12 protein-coding genes are annotated in these 15,687 nt (G+C 68.2%); 4 read left to right on the top strand and 8 right to left on the bottom strand.

Annotated elements, in window-relative coordinates; genetic code table 11:
- The 3 genes from IEZ19_RS10050 to IEZ19_RS10040 are packed head-to-tail and all read left to right on the top strand — an operon-like array spanning position 1 to position 3,141.
- On the top strand, positions 1–981 hold the full coding sequence (locus IEZ19_RS10050; protein ID WP_189310768.1) for an ABC transporter permease: 981 nt from the start codon (positions 1–3) through the stop codon (positions 979–981).
- A 46-nt stretch (positions 982–1,027) separates the two neighbouring features.
- The gene (locus IEZ19_RS10045; protein WP_189310767.1) at positions 1,028–2,065 is read left to right on the top strand and encodes an ABC transporter ATP-binding protein; all 1,038 of its coding nucleotides are present in this window, start codon (positions 1,028–1,030) and stop codon (positions 2,063–2,065) included.
- Positions 2,066–2,091: 26 nt separating this feature from the next.
- Positions 2,092–3,141, top strand: coding sequence for an ABC transporter ATP-binding protein (locus IEZ19_RS10040; protein ID WP_189310766.1), 1,050 nt, complete (start codon positions 2,092–2,094; stop codon positions 3,139–3,141).
- Positions 3,142–3,281: 140 nt separating this feature from the next.
- Here IEZ19_RS10040 and IEZ19_RS10035 read toward each other — a convergent pair whose 3' ends face one another.
- Positions 3,282–3,683 carry a VOC family protein gene (locus tag IEZ19_RS10035; RefSeq protein ID WP_189310765.1) on the bottom strand — a complete coding sequence of 134 codons (402 nt, stop codon included), beginning with the start codon at positions 3,681–3,683 and terminating at the stop codon, positions 3,282–3,284.
- Positions 3,684–3,771: 88 nt separating this feature from the next.
- Here IEZ19_RS10035 and IEZ19_RS10030 point away from each other — a divergent pair, with 88 nt between their 5' ends.
- Positions 3,772–4,524: a class I SAM-dependent methyltransferase gene (locus IEZ19_RS10030; RefSeq protein ID WP_189310764.1), complete on the top strand. Its 753-nt coding sequence runs from the start codon at positions 3,772–3,774 to the stop codon at positions 4,522–4,524.
- An 82-nt stretch (positions 4,525–4,606) separates the two neighbouring features.
- Here IEZ19_RS10030 and IEZ19_RS10025 read toward each other — a convergent pair whose 3' ends face one another.
- The 7 genes from IEZ19_RS10025 to IEZ19_RS09995 form a co-directional block, all read right to left on the bottom strand.
- On the bottom strand, positions 4,607–5,725 hold the full coding sequence (locus IEZ19_RS10025; protein ID WP_189310763.1) for an ABC transporter ATP-binding protein: 1,119 nt from the start codon (positions 5,723–5,725) through the stop codon (positions 4,607–4,609).
- A gap of 11 nt (positions 5,726–5,736) precedes the next feature.
- On the bottom strand, positions 5,737–6,801 hold the full coding sequence (locus IEZ19_RS10020) for an ABC transporter ATP-binding protein (RefSeq protein WP_189310762.1): 1,065 nt from the start codon (positions 6,799–6,801) through the stop codon (positions 5,737–5,739).
- A gap of 8 nt (positions 6,802–6,809) precedes the next feature.
- Positions 6,810–7,790 (bottom strand): ABC transporter permease, encoded by a 981-nt coding sequence (locus IEZ19_RS10015; protein WP_189310761.1) that lies wholly within the window; start codon positions 7,788–7,790, stop codon positions 6,810–6,812.
- A gap of 90 nt (positions 7,791–7,880) precedes the next feature.
- Positions 7,881–9,689 carry an ABC transporter substrate-binding protein gene (locus IEZ19_RS10010; RefSeq protein ID WP_189310760.1) on the bottom strand — a complete coding sequence of 603 codons (1,809 nt, stop codon included), beginning with the start codon at positions 9,687–9,689 and terminating at the stop codon, positions 7,881–7,883.
- A 98-nt stretch (positions 9,690–9,787) separates the two neighbouring features.
- Positions 9,788–10,822: an ABC transporter permease gene (locus IEZ19_RS10005; RefSeq protein WP_189310759.1), complete on the bottom strand. Its 1,035-nt coding sequence runs from the start codon at positions 10,820–10,822 to the stop codon at positions 9,788–9,790.
- Positions 10,823–11,429: 607 nt separating this feature from the next.
- The gene (gene typA, locus IEZ19_RS10000) at positions 11,430–13,346 is read right to left on the bottom strand and encodes a translational GTPase TypA (protein WP_189310758.1); all 1,917 of its coding nucleotides are present in this window, start codon (positions 13,344–13,346) and stop codon (positions 11,430–11,432) included.
- A gap of 141 nt (positions 13,347–13,487) precedes the next feature.
- On the bottom strand, positions 13,488–15,686 hold the full coding sequence (locus tag IEZ19_RS09995) for an ABC transporter family substrate-binding protein (RefSeq protein ID WP_189310757.1): 2,199 nt from the start codon (positions 15,684–15,686) through the stop codon (positions 13,488–13,490).
- Between the last annotated feature and the right edge of the window lies 1 nt (position 15,687).

Raw genomic sequence — 15,687 nt, 5'->3', positions numbered from 1 at the left:
ATGTTCCGCTTCCTTGTCCGCCGAGTCCTCGGCGCGCTGGTCATCCTGTTGATCATCAGCGCCGTCACCTTCTGGCTCTTCTACGCCATCCCGCGTGACCCCGCCATGATGTCGTGCGGCAAGAACTGCACGCCCGACATGCTCAAGCAGGTCCGGCACAACCTGGGCATCGACCACCCAGTCCCGGTCCAGTACTGGTACTGGCTGAAGGGCATCTTCGTCGGGCGCAGCTACGGCGACTTCGGCAACTGCAGCGCGCCCTGCCTGGGCTACTCGTTCGCCAACCGCGAGCCCGTCCTCGGCACGATCCTGGACCGGCTCCCGCTGACCCTCTCGCTCGCCTTCGGCTCGGCCGTCGTCTTCCTGATCTTCGGTGTCGGCGCCGGCATGATCGCCGCGGTCAAGCAGGGCAAGTGGCAGGACAAGCTGGCCAGCTCGGGCTCGCTGATCGCCTCCTCGCTGCAGATCTACTTCGTCGGCTACATCGCGATGTACTTCCTCGTGTCGAAGCTCGGCATCCTCGACAACCCGTCGTACACGCCCCTCACCCACAACCCCGTCAAGTGGGCCTCCGGGCTGCTGCTGCCCTGGCTCGTGCTGGCCCTGATCTGGACCGCCAACTACACCCGTATGACGCGCTCCCAGATGGTCGAGACGCTCAGCGAGGACTACGTCCGCACGGCCCGCGCCAAGGGCATGTCCTCGCGCACCGTGTTCTTCCGCTTCGCGTGGCGCGGCGCGATGGGTCCGATCGTCACCATCTTCGGCATCGACCTGGCCACGCTCATCGGCGGCGCGATCATCACCGAGTCCGTCTTCAGCCTCCAGGGCGTCGGCCGGCTCGCGCTGGACGCCGTGAACAAGAGCGACCTGCCCATGGTGCTGGGTGTGACCCTGCTGTCCGCCGGCGCGATCGTGTTCTTCAACATCATCGTGGACGCCGTCTACGCCTCCATCGACCCGCGGATCCGGCTCGCCTGACCTCCGCCCACCCCCTACCCCCCGCATCACCCCCAGGAGCGTCACCGTGACGAGCACCGATCAGCAGCCGTTCCTCTCCGTCAAGGATCTGAAGGTCCACTTCTCCACCGAGGACGGCGTCGTCAAGGCCGTCGACGGGCTCAGCTTCGACCTGGTCAAGGGTCAGACGCTCGGCATCGTCGGCGAGTCCGGCTCCGGCAAGTCCGTGACCAACCTGACGATCCTGGGCCTGCACGACCCGGCCCGGACCACGATCGAGGGCGAGATCCTGCTCGACGGCAAGGAACTGCTCAGCGCCTCCGAGCGGGAGCTGGAGCGACTGCGCGGCAACAAGATGTCCATGATCTTCCAGGACGCGCTGGCCTCGCTGTCGCCGTACCACACGGTCGGCACACAGATCGCCGAGACGTACCGCAAGCACACCGGTGCCTCCAAGCGGGAGGCCCGGGCGCGGGCGATCGAGATGCTGCGGCGGGTCGGGATCCCGCAGCCGGATGTCCGGGTGGACGACTACCCGCACCAGTTCTCCGGCGGTATGCGCCAGCGCGCGATGATCGCGATGGCGCTGGTGTGCGACCCGGAGCTGCTGATCGCGGACGAACCAACGACGGCCCTCGACGTGACGGTCCAGGCGCAGATCATGGACCTGCTCAAGGATCTCCAGCAGGAGTTCGGCACTGCGATCATCTTCATCACCCACGACCTCGGTGTCATCGCCGACGTCGCGGACGACGTGCTGGTGATGTACGGCGGCCGGTGCGTGGAGCGCGGTACGAAGCGTGAGGTACTGGGCGCGCCGCAGCACCCCTACACCCTGGGTCTGCTCGGCTCGATGCCGAGCCTGGACGGGCCGGTCGACGTGCCGCTGTCGCCGATCCCGGGTGCGCCGCCGTCGCTGCTCAACCCGCCCACCGGCTGCCGCTTCCACCCGCGGTGCGGCTTCGCCGAGAAGGTCGCGGGCGGGCTGTGCTCCACCGAGCGGCCCGCGCTCGACGTGGTGGACGGGCGCGGCTCGGCCTGCCATCTCACGCTGGAGCAGCGTGCGGAATTCTTCGCCGACTTCGCCGGATCCCGGCACCACTGACGGACACGAGACGGGACTTCACGATCATGAGCAACACGAACCCCCTCCTGGACGTCTCCGGGCTGACCAAGCACTTCCCGATCAAGGGCGGCTTCCCGATCCGGCGGACCGTCGGCGCGGTGCAGGCCGTGGACGGGCTGGACTTCCAGGTCAACGAGGGCGAGAGCCTGGGTCTGGTCGGTGAGTCGGGCTGCGGCAAGTCGACGACGGGCCGGCTGATCACGCGCCTGCTGGAGCCGACGGCCGGAACGGTTCGCTACCGCGGTCAGGACATCACGCACGCGAGCCGCCGGGAGCTGGCGCCGGTGCGGTCCGAGATCCAGATGATCTTCCAGGACCCGTACGCCTCGCTGAACCCGCGGCAGACGGTCGGCAAGATCATCTCGGGTCCGATGGAGATCAACGACATCAACCCGGCCGGCGGCCGCGAGAAGCGGGTGCGCGAGCTGCTGGAGATCGTCGGTCTCAACCCCGAGCACTACAACCGCTTCCCGCACGAGTTCTCCGGCGGCCAGCGCCAGCGCATCGGGGTCGCCCGTGCCCTGGCGCTGGAGCCGAAGCTGATCGTGGCGGACGAGCCGGTCTCCGCGCTGGACGTCTCGATCCAGGCGCAGGTCGTGAACCTGCTCCAGAAGGTGCAGCAGGAACTCGGCATCGCGTTCGTGTTCATCGCCCACGACCTGGCGATCGTGCGGCACTTCTCGCAGCGTGTCGCGGTGATGTACCTCGGCAGGATCGTCGAGATCGCCGACCGCGAGGACCTGTACGGCAACCCGCGCCACCCCTACACCCGGGCGCTGCTGTCCGCGGTGCCGGAGGCCACGGTCGACGAGGACGCGCCGGCCCGCGAGCGCATCCGCCTGGTCGGCGACGTGCCCTCCCCCATCAACCCGCCCACCGGCTGCCGCTTCCGCACGCGCTGCTGGAAGGCCACGGAGAAGTGCGCGACCGAGGCCCCGCCGCTGGTGCAGGCCGAGGGCAACAAGCCCGGCCACCTGACGGCGTGCCACTACCCCGAGACGGCGGACCCGATCCCGGCTCCCCGCCTCGCGAAGAACACCGAGGCGGCGGCCTGACACACCCCTTTCCGTCAGCCACCCCTCGCGGAACGGACTCTCACCGGCCCATTGACCCGAGCCCCCGAAAGTCCCGTTCCAAGGAACGAAGGCCCGCACCATCCCCGGTGCGGGCCTTTGGCCTCCGTGGGAGCGATCGGTCATCGGCCCGGGAAGACCCCCTCGGCGGCCACCAGTTCCGCCTCGAAGCCGTCCCCGTTCTCCAGGTAGGCCGCGTAGTGGTCCGGGCCACCCGCGTGGGGATACCGGTCCGGGAACAGCGGACTCCAGCCGTGTGCCGGTGCCGCGGCGACGAGAGCGTCGGCTTCGGCCCGGGTCGGCACATGGAAGGCCAGGTGGTTCAGGCCCGGGCGCAACCGGTCGTGGCCGTCGCCCTTCAGTGCGGGCGACTCCTCGACCACCAGGTACGTCTCCCCCAGCCGCCAGCTCCGGCCCGCCGGCCACTCCTGGTACGGCGTCCAGCCAAGGCGTTCCAGCAGCCATCCCCACGACATGACCGCCCGCCGCAGATCCGGTACCCACAACTCGACGTGGTGCAGCAACTTCCTTTTCCTTTCCCGGGGTTCCTTCGGTGTCCACGGAACTGCCGATCCCGTCGTCCCGTACACATCCGTGTGGCACACTGCCGCGGTGGTCGATCATTCGTTCGCCGATCTTTCGCTCGCCGCGCTGTACGACAGGCTCAATCCCTGGGGGCCGGGAGACGACTTCTACCTGGATCTGGTGATGGCCGCGGGAGCGGTACTGGACGTCGGGTGCGGTACCGGACGGCTGCTGCGGCGGGCCTACGACGACGGGCACCGGGGGCGGTTGATGGGGCTCGACCCGGCCGCCGCGATGCTCGTGCAGGCGCGGTGCGCGGCGCCCGGTGTCGAGTGGGTGCTCGGCGATCTGCGGACGCGGCTGTGGAGCGGGGAGTTCGAGCTGGTCGTGATGACCGGGCACGCCTTTCAAGTGCTGCTGCATGACGATGAGTTGAGAGGCTGTCTACGCGCCGTGCGGGACGCGCTCCGGGACGGCGGGCGATTCGTGTTCGAGACCCGGAATCCCGCCGCGCGAGCCTGGGAGACCTGGACCCCGGACCGCGTGCACGAGGTGACCGGCGCCGACGGCACCGCCGTACGCGTGTGGCACGAGGTGCTGGGCGGCGGGCCCGTCGGGGATCGGGTGACCTTCACCGAGACCTTCGACGGTGCCGGATGGAACCGGCCCCGCGTCAGCCGGGCCACTCTGCGCTTTCTCGACCCGGACTCCCTGTCCGGCTTTCTCACCGAGGCCGGGTTCGAGGTCCTGGAGCAGTACGGGGATTGGCGGCGCGGGCCCGTGACGGACCGCGGCCCGGAGATCATCACCGTCGCCGGCAAGGGGAGTTCGCGTGTGTAGGGAGTAAGCCCGGTTCCCACGTACCCGAACGGCCGGTGTGCCGGGGTCAACCGCCCCCGGCACACCGGCCGTTCGTCGTGTCTCAGTCCTCCGACTCCTCCAGCGCCGCCAGCGCCGGGTCCAGGACGATGTCCTCGTCCCTGGCCTCGATCGTCGGCTCCTCCGGGAAGTGGCACGCCGTCAGATGGCCGGCGCGGTTGCCGGAGATCTGGATCAGCGGCGGCTCCTCCGTGGCGCACTTGTCCTGCGCCTTCCAGCACCGCGTACGGAAGCGGCAGCCGGAGGGAGGGGAGATCGGCGACGGCACGTCACCGGCGAGACGGATCCGCTCACGCCCGCCCGTGTCTTCGTCCGAGAGGTTCACCTCGGGCACGGCCGACAGCAGGGCGTGGGTGTAGGGGTGCCGGGGGCGGGTGTAGATGGAGTCCCGGTCGCCCACTTCGATGATCTTGCCGAGGTACATCACCGCGACGCGCTGCGAGAAGTGCCGTACCACCGCGAGGTCGTGGGCGATGAAGAGGAACGCGATGCCGAGTTCCTTCTGCACCTTCTGGAGCAGGTTCACGACCTGCGCCTGGATCGAGACGTCCAGCGCCGAGACCGGCTCGTCCGCCACGATCAGCTTCGGCTCCAGGGCCAGGGCACGGGCGACCCCGATGCGCTGGCGCTGGCCGCCGGAGAACTCGTGCGGGAAGCGGTTGAAGTGCTCCGGGTTCAGGCCGACGATCTCCAGCAGCTCGCGCACCCGCTTCTCGCGGCCGCCCTCGGGCTCGATCCCGTTGATCTCCATCGGGTTCGAGATGATCTTGCCGACCGTCTGCCGCGGGTTCAGCGACGAGTACGGGTCCTGGAAGATCATCTGGATCTCGGAGCGGATCGGCGCCAGCTCCTTGCGCGAGGCACGGCTGATGTCCTGGCCGCGGTACGAGATCGTCCCGCTCGTCGGCTCGAGCAGGCGCGTGATCAGCCGGCCGGTCGTCGACTTGCCGCAGCCCGACTCCCCCACCAGGCCGAAGCTCTCGCCCACGTGCACGGTCAGGTCGACGCCGTCCACGGCCTGGACGTGACCCACCGTCCGCCGGATCGGGAAACCGCCCTTGACCGGGAAGTGCTTGGTCAGCCCGGAGACGTCCAGGAGCGGTTCGCGCGCCGCCCCTTCGGCCGTCTCACGCGGGCTGGGGAGGACCAGGTCCTCTTTCATGACGTGTCCTCCTAGCCCAGACGGGGCTTGATCTCTTCGATGAAGATGGTCCGCTTCTGCTCCGCCGTGAGGTGGCACGCCGAGCCCCGGTCGGGACCGAGCAGCGGCCGTACGTCGACACAGCGGTCCCGGAACTCCACGCGGTCCTGGAAGGTGCACCGCGGGTGGAAGGGGCAGCCGGACGGAGGCGTGAGGAGCGACGGCGGGGCGCCGGGGATCGGCTCCAGCGGGGCGTCCAGGTCGGCGTCGAGCCGCGGCATCGAGTTCAACAGGCCCCAGGTGTACGGGTGCTGGGGCGAGCGCAGCACCTCGTCGACCGTGCCCCGCTCCACCGCGCCGCCCGCGTACATCACCATGATGTCGTCGGCCATGTCGGCGATCACGCCGAGGTCGTGCGTGATGAAGATGATGCCGGTCCCGAACTCCTGCTGCAGGTCCTTCAGGAGGTCGAGGATCTGGGCCTGCACGGTCACGTCGAGGGCCGTGGTCGGCTCGTCCGCGATCAGCAGGTCCGGGTCGCACACCAGCGCCATCGCGATCATCGCGCGCTGGCGCATACCGCCGGAGAACTGGTGCGGGTAGTCCTTGGCACGCTCCTTGGGGTTGGGGATGCCGACCTTGCCGAGCATCTCCACCGCACGGTCCCAGGCGGCCCGCTTGGAGGCGCCGTTGTGCTTCATGTACGGCTCGGCGATCTGCCGGCCCACCGTGTAGTACGGCGACAGCGCGGTCAGCGGGTCCTGGAAGATCATGGCGACCTTGTTGCCGCGCAGCTTCTCCAGTTCCGACTCCCGGGCGGTCGTGAGCTCCTGCCCTTCGAGCAGGATCTCGCCCTCGACGGTGGTGAACTGGGGGTTGTGCAGGCCTAGGACGGTCAGGTTGGTGACCGACTTGCCGGATCCCGACTCGCCCACGATGCCGAGGGTCCTGCCCCGCTGGAGATCGAAGGAGAGCCCGTTGACGGCTTTGACGATGCCGTCCTCGGTCTTGAAGCTGACGTGCAGGTCCCGCACCGAGAGCAGGGTGCCCGCACCGGCCGGGGAAGGAGTACCGGCTTCCTTGGTCAGAGTGGTCACAGGTGCTCCTAGGCCAGCCGTACGCGCGGGTCGATGAAGGCGTAGCACGCGTCGACGATGATGTTGAACAGCAGGATCATGGTCGCGGAGAACAGCATCACGCCGAGCAGCAGCGGCAGGTCGCTGAAGAAGACGGACTGGACCGCCAGGTTGCCGAGCCCCGGCAGGCCGAAGGTGTACTCGGTGATGATGGCGCCGCCGAGCAGGGACCCGAGGTCGATGCCGAAGATGGTGACGATGGGGATCAGCGAGCCGCGCCAGGCGTAGCGGAAGAAGACGTACCGCCGGGACATGCCCTTGGCGCGCGCGGTCCGGACGTGCTCCTCCTGGAGCTGTTCGATCATCGCCGAGCGGGACATACGGGTGTACTGCGCGGCGAAGATGGTGGAGAGGACGACCCACGGGATGATCAGGCCCGCGAACCAGGAGGCCGGGTTGGCGGTGAACTCGTTGTAGGCCGGTTTCTCGAACCAGTGGGTCTGGTAGACGAGGATCGCCAGTGCCAGCGGGCCGAGGAAGTAGATCTGCATCGAACTGAGCACCATCGCCCCGGCGGTGGCCGTCTTGTCGATCAGCGTGCCGCGCCGCCAGGCGGCGAGCAGCCCGGTGCCGAGGCCGACGATCAGGAAGCAGACCGCACCGCCGATGGTGAGCGAGACGGTGGTGGGCAGACGGTCGATCAGAGTGCCCCAGACCTGCTCGTTCGAGTGGTACGAGTACCCGAAGCAGGGGGCGGGGCAGGGACCCTGGGCGAAGCCGTCGCTGCCCAGGACGAGGTTGTGCAGGAAGATCCAGTACTGCTCGGGGATCGACTTGTCGAGTCCGAGCACATGGTGAATGTTCGCGATGCTGTCCGGGTTGCAGGTCTTCCCGCACATCAGCAGCGCCGGGTCGCGGGGCACCCCGAAGAACAGCACGAAGGTGACGATGCTCAGCAGGAAGAGAATGACGACGGCACCGAGGAACCGGCGGACGAGGAAGCGCAGCATGACAGGGGCAGCTCTCTGGCGTCGGCTAGCCGCACCGTACCCGGTGCGGCGCCTCGCAGGACGCACGCACCGGGTACCGGCTGGGGACGGTTACTTGATGAACAGACGACGCGGGTCGATGCCGCCGATCACGTCGTCGTAGACGAGGCCGCCGACCTTGGATCCGGCGATCTGGCTCTGCTTGTAGTACGCGGTCGGGACGACGTTGACGAGGTCCTTCACGATGTACTGGTCGAGCTTCTCCCACTCGGCCGCGGACTTGACCGGGTCGGTGATCTGGTTGACGCGGTCGATCTCGCTGTTGAGCTTCGAGTCGTTGATCTGCGAGTAGTTCTGCGCGCCGTCGGCGATCACGCGGCCGTCGTACAGCGGCGGGATCACGGTCGAGGCGGACGGCCAGTCGGCACCCCACGCGGTGTGGAAGATGTCGTAGTTGTTGTCGAGCTTGCTGACCTGGTCGTAGTAGGTCTCGGCCGGGATCTCCTGGCGCTGGACGTCGAAGCCGGCCTTCTTCAGGCCTGCCGCCATCGCGGTGGAGTACTGCTGGCCCTCGGGGGTGTTGATGTAGCCGAAGGTCAGCTTCATGTTGAGCTTGCCGGCCTCCTTGAGGAGGGCCTTGGCCTTCTCCGGGTCACCGGCCGGCTTCTTCTTCTTGCCGAACGGGTCGAAGGAGGCGTCGTAGCCGGAGACGGTCGGGGAGATCAGACCGCCGGCGACCTCCATCGCGTCGGTGCCGCCGTAGGCACGGACGAACGGCGTGATGGGAAGGGCGTAGGCGATGGCCTCGCGCACCTTCTTGTCCTGCATCGCCGGGTGCTTCATGTTGATGTTCATCTGGCCGACGTACGACTGGTAGCCGGAGACGACACGGGACTTGAGCTTCGGGTCCTTGAGGACGTTGGACAGGTTGCCCGCGTCCACCTGGTTGTTGAAGCTGACGCCGGCCTGGTCCGCGCCACTGTCCGCGAGCAGGGCCTTGGTGGACGTCTCGAACTGCTGGTTGAACGTGAAGTTCATCTGGTCCACGTACTGGTGGCGGATCGGGTCCGTCTTCGCGTCCCAGTTCGGGTTCTTGACGAGCACCATCGACTTGCCCGACTTGAACGACTGGACCTTGTACGGGCCGGACGTCACGGGCGCCTTGTCGTAGCGCTCCTTGGTGTCGCCCTTCTCGGACACCACCGCGTAACCCGCCATGGCGAGCGCGTACGGCAGGTCGGGGTGGGCCGTCTTGAAGTGGAAGACGATCGTCTTGTCGTCCGGCGTCTCGAGGACCGAGTCGGGCAGGTGCTTGCCCTTGTAGGGGCCGTCCTTGAGGAGCTTGCGGTAGTCCGCGCCCGGGGTGTCGGCCAGCCACTGCTGGATGTACGCCGGTCCCTGGTTGATGAAGGGAGCGAACATCCGCTCGAAGGTGTGCCGGACGTCCTTGGCCGTGATCGGCGTCCCGTCGGCGAACTTGATGCCGTCCTTCAGGGTGTACTTCCAGGTCTTGCCGCCGTCCGTGGTGGTACCGGAGTCGGTGGCGAGGTCGCCGACGACCTCGTGCTGGGAGCCGTCGTTGCTGGTCGCCTTGTAGCCCGTCAGGCCTCTGTGGATCAGGTTCGCGAGCGAGCCCTCGTCGGAGACATAGATCTGGGCCGGGTCGAGGTGCGCGTAGCTGTCGCGCTGCAGCACCTCGAGGGTGCCGCCGCTCTTGGCGCCCGGGACCTCCGCGGCCGGGCCCGTGGAGTCCGCGGCGTTGCCGAACTTGATCGACGACTGCTGGCGCTTGGCGTTCTCCTGGTCCTTCTTGTCGTTGGTGCCGCTGTCGCTGCCGCCCTTGCTGCAACCGGTGAGCACAAGAGCTCCGGCCGCGAGCACGGAGAGTGCGCCGTATACGTGGCGTCCGCCCCTACTCATCACTGAAGTTTCCTACCCATCTATGTGTCACCAGTGCGGAAGTTACTGCTGTGAAAGAAGTTCCGTGCATGCTGAAGCCGAACGGAACAACCAGCCGGTCAGCGCGCGGCCTTGGGGTCGAAAGCGTCCCTGACCGAGTCCCCGAGCAGGTTGAACGCCACGATGAAGATGATCATCGAGATGCCCGGGAAGAACATGTAGGTGATGTCGTTGCGCAGTACGAGTTCGGTCGACGCCTTGGCGAACATCTGCCCCCAGTCGGGCGTCGGTTCGACGATGCCCACACCCAGGTAGGACAGACCGGCCTCGGCGGTCACGAAGGCGGGCAGCATGTACGTCGCCTGCACCAGCAGCGGCGTGACGACGTTGGGCAGGATCTCCTTGCGGATGATCCGCCAGGACGAGGCACCGCTCACCTTCGCGGCCTCGATGAACTCCCGTTCCCGCAGGGCCAGCGAAGTGCCGCGCAGGATGCGGGCGAGGCTCATCCAGCCGAGGAACCACTGCACCAGGATCAGCGCCACCACGCGGACGTAAGTCGGCGTCTCGTCACGGGGACTGACGAACAGTGAGACCACGACGGGCATGCTCGCGATGAAGAACAGCTGGGCGGGGAACGCGAGCAGGAAGTCGATGACACGGCCGATGAAGAAGTCGGTCCTGCCGCCCAGGTAGCCGGCCGCGACACCGAGCAGGATGCCGGTCACGACGACCGCGATCGTGACCGCGATGGAGATCATCAGCGAGGTGCGGATGCCGTAGATCAGCTTGGTGAAGACGTCGTAGCCGTTGCCGGGCTCGAGTCCGAACCAGAAGTCGCCGCTGATGCCGCCGTTGGGCTGGACGGGCACGCCCGCGCTGTCGAACAGTTCGGGGCGCTCGTCGGCGAACACCGTGTACGGGTCCTTGCCGTAGAGCTTGGAGATCAGTGGGGCGCACAGGCCGATCAGGAAGAAGAAGCCCACGACGTAGGCCGAGATCACGCCCGTACGGTCCCGCTTGAAGCGGATCCACATCAGCTGGCCGGGGGACCGGCCCTCGAGCTTGACGTCCTCGGTCTTCGTCTTCGGCCCCGGTTCGCCGTCGACGACCACCGAAGTCCCGCCGTCCTCAATGTCGATAGGACTTGTCACAGTTCGTCCGTTTCACAGGTATGGGTGAAGGAGACCCTGGGTACTCCGAGAATCGCGAATCCGCAGTCGGACGCGCGTAGTTGAACGGCCACACTGAACGGCCGGTCTATGTCTCAGAGCTGACCGCAGGACGAACGGGCGGGGTCCGGACGGCCGGACGGCGCGGTCGCGACCCATTTGGTGTTCGTGACACCGCACATGGGTGTTCCTCCTCATGACTTCACGTCTTCACCAACAGGAGGGGGTTACCGTCCGCGACCTCCGACACCCCTGACGGAGGGTCAGACACCCCCTGGTGCTCGTGAGTCGAGCGCTGTCCCCACAGCGCGTGACCCATTGACCCGAGCGCTACGCGGCTAACTATCTGCCATGAGCCAACACCCGACCACAGTTCTTAAATCTCAATTCAGTCACGGCTGCCGCCTAGACCTTCCAAAATCTGGACAAACTGTTCGAGTCGAGAAGGCCACGAAACGGACGTGTTACATGGCTATCGGGCAGCGATCTCCGCGTTTCGGACATCGGGCCGGCGAAAAGGAGTTGCAAAAAGCCCGGGAGCCCCCACGATGGGGGGCACCCGGGCTCAGTTTTTGCGCCGGCTTTGGCGTCAGCCGTGCTTGGCCCGGCTGGCGGCGCGGGCACGCTCGCGGGCGTCCAGGTTCACCTTGCGGATGCGGACCGCCTCCGGGGTCACCTCGACGCACTCGTCGTCGCGGCAGAACTCCAGGGACTGCTCGAGCGACAGCTTGCGCGGCGGCACGATCGACTCGGCCACGTCGGCCGTCGAGGACCGCATGTTGGTGAGCTTCTTCTCCTTGGTGATGTTCACGTCCATGTCGTCGGCGCGCGAGTTCTCGCCGACGATCATGCCCTCGTACACCTCGGTGCCCGGCTCCACGAACAGCACGCCGCGCTCCTGGAGGTTGGTCATCGCGAACGCGGTGACGCCGCCGGAGCGGTCGGCGACCAGCGAACCGTTGTTGCGGGTCTGGAGCGTGCCGAACCAGGGCTCGTGGCCCTCGTGGATGGAGTGGCCGATGCCCGTGCCGCGGGTCTGCGTCAGGAACTCCGTACGGAAGCCGATGAGACCGCGGGACGGCACCACGAACTCCATGCGCACCCAGCCCGAGCCGTGGTTGGACATGTTGTCCATCCGGCCCTTGCGGACGCCCATGAGCTGCGTGACGGCGCCCATGTGCTCCTCGGGCACGTCGACCGTCATGCGCTCGACGGGCTCGTGGACCTTGCCGTCGACCTCCTTGGTGACGACCTGGGGCTTGCCGACCGTCAGCTCGTAGCCCTCCCGGCGCATCGTCTCGACCAGGATGGCGAGCGCCAGCTCACCGCGGCCCTGGACCTCCCAGGCGTCGGGACGCTCGGTCTCCAGGACGCGGAGCGAGACGTTACCGATCAGCTCGCGGTCGAGCCGGTCCTTGACCTGCCGGGCGGTGACCTTGCGGTCCTTGACGGCCGCCTTCGCGTCGGCGCCCTTGCCGGTACCGCCACGGCCGACCAGCGGGGAGGTGTTGGTGCCGATGACCATGGAGATCGCGGGCTCGTCGACCGTGATCAGCGGGAGCGCGACCGGGTTCTCCGGGTCGGCCAGCGTCTCGCCGATCATGATGTCCGGGATACCGGCGACGGCGCAGATGTCACCCGGGCCGGCCTTCTCGGCGGGCTTGCGGGTGAGCGCCTCGGTCATCATCAGCTCGCTGATGCGCACGTTGCTGATGGAACCGTCGCGCTTGATCCAGGCCACGGTCTGGCCCTTGCGCAGTTCGCCCTGCTCGACACGCAGGAGCGCGATACGGCCGAGGAAGTTGTCCGCGTCGAGGTTGGTGACGTGGGCCTGCAGCGGCGCGTCCTCCTCGTACGTCGGGGCCGGGATGTGCTCGAGGATCGTGGAGAAGAACGGCTCGAGGCTGTCGCTGTCGGCGGGGACCGTGCCGTTGTCGGGCTTGGTCAGCGAGGCGATGCCGTCGCGGCCGCAGGCGTACACGATCGGGAACTCGATCTGCTCCTCGTCCGCGTCCAGGTCGAGGAAGAGGTCGTACGTCTCGTTGACGACCTCGTCGATACGGGCGTCCGGGCGGTCCGTCTTGTTGATGCAGAGGATGACGGGCAGGCGGGCCTGGAGCGCCTTGCGCAGCACGAAGCGGGTCTGCGGCAGCGGGCCCTCGGAGGCGTCGACGAGCAGCACGACGCCGTCGACCATCGACAGACCGCGCTCGACCTCGCCGCCGAAGTCGGCGTGGCCGGGGGTGTCGATGATGTTGATGGTGATCGGGTCCCCGCCGTCCTTCGGGTGGTACTTGACCGCCGTGTTCTTGGCGAGGATCGTGATGCCCTTCTCACGCTCCAGGTCGTTCGAGTCCATCATGCGGTCGTCGACCGAGTCGAGCTGGTGGGCGGCGAAGGCACCGGCCTGCTTCAGCATGCCGTCGACGATGGTCGTCTTGCCGTGGTCGACGTGGGCGACGATGGCGACGTTGCGGATGTCGTGACGTGTCGTGGACACAGCCATATTGCGACGTACTCCCGGGGTGTGAGGAAGGCCCTCTGCGTACGTCCGTGTGACGCGGGCCCTGCCGGGCTTGACATGCCACGGCCTCACCCCATGTTACGTGGCCCCGAGGGGGTCGGCCTCCTCAGGGCCACGGGGGCCTCAGCTGCCGGAGGGGCCGGGCGAGAGCTTCGCGCCCTTCTTCAGGAAGCCCATGTCCTCGTAGACAGGCGTCTGGAAGCCGAAGGCTCCGGCGTTGACCAGGTCCTTCCGTGCGCCGATGAGCTGGGGGCGCTGATAGAGCGGGATGGATCCGGCCGCCACCCAGATGCGGGCGTCGGCCTTGCGGATCAGGGAGCGCGCCTCGTCCTCGTCGAGGGTGGCGGAGGCCTGGTCGAAGAGCTGGTCGACCTGGTCGGTGCCGACGCGGGTGTAGTTCTGCTCGACGTTCAGGGAGCCGTCGGCGGCCGCGGCCGGCTTGGCGTAGATCGGGCGGGCGTCGGTGGCGGGGAACGGCGTCGACGGCCAGGAGTAAAGGGCGAGGTCGTACTGTCCGGCGGCGATGTGGTCCTTGAAGTAGCTCTCGTCCGGGACCTTGGTGATCTCGGTGACGATGCCGACCTTGTCGAGCATCTGCGAGATCCGGTCCGCGACCGACCGCAGGCTCTGCGAGCCGGGCCCCGAGGGGAGCACGAAGCGCAGGGTGAGCGCCTTGCCGTCCTTGGCCAGCGGACCGGCCGCGGCGCCCGCGGGGGCGGCGGTGCCCTTGGGGGCGTACGCGCCGGGCGCCCCGCCCTGCGGCGGGTGCTTGTCCGTGGGCTGCTTGCCGTCCCGCGCGAGCCGGGTGCCGCTCTCCGCGTCGTGCCCGGTGTGGTCGCGGGTGGCGGTCTTGGGTTCGTCGGCGGTCTCGCGCGGCGCCTTGTCGTCCTCGCCGACGATGTACGTGCCGTCGCCGTCCTGGGACTCGCCGTCCTTCGTCGCCTGCGGGCCGGCCGCCTTCCCGGCCTTCTTCTCCTGCTTGACCGGACCGCCGGGCACCCATCCGGCGTCGGCGAGCAGCGCCTGTGCCTCCGCGGTGTCCTGGCCGCCGAGGGCACCGCTGTTGTCGGCGTAGTCGGCCTGGCCGGACAGCGCCAGGTGGCTGCCGACCGGTACGGCGGGCAGGCCGAGCGGGGTCAGGACGACCTTGGCCAGCTGTTTGCGATCCAGGGCGCGGGCCACGGCCCGGCGGACCCGCTCGTCGGCGAGGGGTCCGGCGGAGCCGTTCATGGCGAGCTGGGTGTAGGCGGGCTCCAGGGACTTGCGGACCTCGAAGGCGCGCAGCACCTCCTGCTCGCGCAGATACTTCGAGATGGTGCGGGCCAGCTTCTTCTCGCCGGTGGGGATCTTGTCGGAGTCGAAGCCGTGGGCGAGTGCCCAGGTGCGCAGCTTCTTGGCGGAGGTGCGTCCGGCGCCCTGGAACGGGGTGCCACCACTGTTCGCTCGGGCGGCCACGGTGATGCGCTCGGCCTCGGCGGGGTCGACGTCGGCGAGGTCCACGGTGCCGGCGGCGAGCGCGGCGGCCCGCTGCTCGCGGGGCACGGCCTGCAGCACGATCTCGGACAGCTTGGCGGGGTGCCCCCACCAGCGTGGGTTGCGGGTGAGGACGACTTCCTTGGCCTGGGTGTCGACCTTCTGGATGCGGAAGGGCCCGGCGGAGACGTTGAGCTTGCGGCGCGCCCCGTCGTTGAAGGCGTCCGGGGTGCCCATGACGTCCTTCGGGTAGAGGGGGGAGAACAGCGACTTCCAGTCGGCGTAGGGGCGGCTGAAGGTGACCCGGACCTCGAGGTCGTTGGCACCGCGCTCGATCTTCTCGATGCGGTCGTAGCCGGCGTTGCGGGCGGTCCAGTAGGCGCTGTCCTTGCCGGACAGGGCGCGCCACTGGGCGGCGAAGTCGGCGGCGCCGATCTCCCGGCCGTCGCTCCAGACGGCCTGCTGGTCGAGCTTGTACAGGACGACCTGGCGGGGCTCGGTCTCGATGACCCGGGCGGATTCGAGGAAGTCGGGGTTGCGGACCGGGCGGCCGTTCTGGTCGAGGCGGAACATCGACGGCAGGACGGCCTGCGCGACCTCGGTGGTGCCGGCGTCCGCGTCGGCCTGGAAGGTGTTCAGGGTCTCCGGCACCGCGTCCACGGCCCAGTGCAGGGTGCCGCCGTCGGCTACCACGTCGCGGGCGGCGGAGGCGATGTCCTGTCCGGCCAGCGGGCGGCTGACCTCTTCGTCGGAACCGCAGCCGGCGAGGACGGGCACCGCGAGCGCGCCCGCGGTGAGGAAGGCGACCGAGCGCATGACCGCGCGTAGTCCGACGCCGTCGTGGGACATC

The sequence above is a fragment of the Streptomyces brasiliensis genome (assembly GCF_014647875.1).
GTDB lineage: Bacteria > Actinomycetota > Actinomycetes > Streptomycetales > Streptomycetaceae > Streptomyces > Streptomyces brasiliensis.
This window is presented reverse-complemented; position numbering and strand designations above follow the sequence as displayed.

What these genes read in the sequence shown, in the direction of transcription:
- IEZ19_RS10050 (WP_189310768.1), top strand. Translation starts at nt 1, where the DNA reads ATGTTCCGCTTCCTTGTCCGCCGAGTCCTCGGCGCGCTGGTCATCCTG.
- IEZ19_RS10040 (WP_189310766.1), top strand. Translation starts at nt 2,092, where the DNA reads ATGAGCAACACGAACCCCCTCCTGGACGTCTCCGGGCTGACCAAGCAC.
- IEZ19_RS10025 (WP_189310763.1), bottom strand. Translation starts at nt 5,725, where the DNA reads ATGAAAGAGGACCTGGTCCTCCCCAGCCCGCGTGAGACGGCCGAAGGG.
- IEZ19_RS10015 (WP_189310761.1), bottom strand. Translation starts at nt 7,790, where the DNA reads ATGCTGCGCTTCCTCGTCCGCCGGTTCCTCGGTGCCGTCGTCATTCTC.
- IEZ19_RS10010 (WP_189310760.1), bottom strand. Translation starts at nt 9,689, where the DNA reads ATGAGTAGGGGCGGACGCCACGTATACGGCGCACTCTCCGTGCTCGCG.
- typA (WP_189310758.1), bottom strand. Translation starts at nt 13,346, where the DNA reads ATGGCTGTGTCCACGACACGTCACGACATCCGCAACGTCGCCATCGTC.
- IEZ19_RS09995 (WP_189310757.1), bottom strand. Translation starts at nt 15,686, where the DNA reads ATGTCCCACGACGGCGTCGGACTACGCGCGGTCATGCGCTCGGTCGCC.